Here is a 2,581-nt window from a genome sequence, read left to right as displayed (position 1 = left end):
AGTCTATGGATGGATTTAGTATCGGCTAACGCCTTGTGAGGTCGTTCCAGATTCTTGATGAGTTTTTTTAACGCCAGCTCAAGGTCTTCTAATTTATAAATAGCTTCTTTTAACGCATTGGGAAACATCTTATCTGCTTGGACTCGCACATACTGCATGCTTGCGAGGGCACCTTCCATCCACGTAATTACTTCATCCGGTGCAAGTGATTTCAGTTTTGCGATTAGCCCTTTAAACGTATGAATCAAGTCATCAAACAGGTTAAGTAGTGTACTGGTAGATAGCAGGCTTTTAATGCTATTAAGTTTTTCAACCACATCTTTAAGGACTGATGTTACGCTGATATTTCCTAGAACCTTTTGTACTTTTGGGTCCAGCAAAAATGTATTGATCGGTTTTAATGAAAGCCCCAGCGCTTTTGCCATATCTCCGCCAGACTTACGCACAAAAAGAAATATTATCTTTAGAACCCCTTTAACAGCGGAACCTAAGGTGGGGATTAAACCTATCAAGGTAACAACCAAAGCCACCCAAGCCCACTTATCTTCCGGCTCTTCATGTATTCTTCGGCAGTTAGCGATCAAATCTCGACAGTCTAGGATTTGGTCAACGATTGGGATGAGCCCCAATAGGGCATTCGCGGCAATTTGCCCCGTAGACATGTCTTCATTGAAGTCGCCTTGTAAGGCTTGCCAAATCCATTCAACACTTGCCGACGCAGCCTCCGAAAGTTGCTGGGCTTTTTCTTTAATGAACCCTTCGGCATTGCCTACCGCTTGTTCTAAGTTGTCATAGAGCGCTGCAAAAATATCGTTACCTAACATGTGTGGCTCCTTCACAACTTATCGATGTTGTTTAACAGGTTCGAAATTGGCTCTCTAGCAAGATCTTGGTAGGTTTCTTCTGGCTCATAATAAACCTCGACATAGCCATCCGTAGGTTTGTTTAAACGCGCATATCCATCGGAATCAAGCGTCCCTGTTAACCGGGAACCGTCTGAAAAGACTGCGCGATAAGGAACGTTGGGTATAGGCACGAGTTCGCTACTCTGATAGAAAAACTCCAAGAATCGCTCAGGAGCTGGCCTGCTCTTGCGCGCCAACGATGGCCTAACGACGCTATTATTCTTCGCGGAACTAGGGTTCATATTTACCTTGGCACCTTTAACGTTGATGTTCGACGCACCGTCAACCGTTACGCTTGTGCCATATAAATGTATTTTCCCGTCATTTTTTAGTAATAAACCTGCTGCACCAACTTGTAATCGAATTTCGTCTGAGCTGATCACAGCCGTTTGTCCATCGGACTTGATAGATGTATTGTTACCCACTCTGACAGTCAAATGCTGCCCTATGTTTTGGTTGTCATCCCCACCGACATCAATCGAACGTGACTGCCAGATCTCTTGAGATAGCTCATCATCAACCAATAGTTGATCGTTTTGCCCAATGACGGTTTTCTGGTCATATTGCGTTTTTATCCTGTGGTTATTCGCGACTTTTTTGCTAAGGCTTGCGTGGTAGAAAGCGGCAACATCCTCAATGACTTCTTCAGTGAAAGTCTGCTTGGTTACTGTCGTCTTATCACCGTGGATATCTTCTTTGCGATCACCGAAGATTTTGTTTTCTTGGTCTCGGTCCACTTGTAGCTCTTCATCGTTACCTATATCTCGGTAACGGTTATTGAGCACTTTGGTCTTCATGTCTTTCTGAGCACGGAAATACACCTCTTGTTGGTCATTCTCATCCTCAAAATACATTTCGTTGTAGCCGTCAGCCTTATGGCTGTGGGTGCGAAAAACGGTGCGGGTTTTATGCTGTGGCAACTCATAAGGTGGAGTATGCAAACCGTTATACACAGCGCCTGTGACAAGCGGCCTATCAGGATCGCCTTCTAAAAAGGTCACCACCACCTCATGACCGATACGTGGCAGATACACGGCGCCCCAGTGAGGTGCGGCCATCGACTGGCTGACGCGCAGCCAGCATGAGCTGTGCTCATCACTTTGTCCGTAGCGATCCCAGTGAAATTGGACTTTAATTCGCCCAAACTCATCGGTATAGATTTCTTCCCCCGCAGGCCCAATCACCACCGCCGTTTGCGGGCCATCAACCACAGGGGCGGCCATTTTCGGCGCGCGATAGGTCACATCTCGCGGCAGGCAGACAAACTGATTTTGGTAGGTTGTGGGGGCATCAGCCCCTTCTTCTTCGTGCACGTGAGGGTTTTTACCAAGGTGCATCACAGAGAGCATGAGGTAATCACGATTGACAGAGGCGCGTGGATGCTCGCTTATTTCAACACTCACCCCAGACGCTAAGCGCATAATGTTGCTTGAGGCATGAACCTGATCACTATCAACCCTGTATTGTGACATCCATTCCTTGCTGCGCTGGCCGCCAAACTCTGGAGAGGTGTAGCCTCCAGGGTAATCAAAGCGTTTTAAATCTGTATTCACGCCATCATGGGCGGCGGTGTTTTGCGGAATTTTTGGGGTGAGGTAATGGTAATCGCTATAACTCACCTCACTGGTGAGGGCGCGATGGATTTGCTCTAGATCGAAAATATGCTCTCTATCGGC

Annotated in this window: 1 protein-coding gene and 1 pseudogene; both read right to left on the bottom strand. The window is 46.8% G+C overall.

Annotated features, from left to right (window positions below):
- Nucleotides 1–824: pseudogene (locus TW84_RS22640) on the bottom strand (hypothetical protein); the annotation flags it as partial.
- A gap of 11 nt (nt 825–835) precedes the next feature.
- Nucleotides 836–2,581: type VI secretion system tip protein TssI/VgrG (gene tssI, locus TW84_RS22635; protein ID WP_052707959.1), on the bottom strand; the 1,746-nt coding region annotated here is incomplete at its 5' end.

It is taken from the genome of Vibrio neptunius, from assembly GCF_000967495.1.
In the GTDB taxonomy this organism is placed as follows: domain Bacteria; phylum Pseudomonadota; class Gammaproteobacteria; order Enterobacterales; family Vibrionaceae; genus Vibrio; species Vibrio neptunius.
Note: the sequence above shows the minus strand (reverse complement) of the source record. Positions and strands in the feature narration are given on the sequence as shown.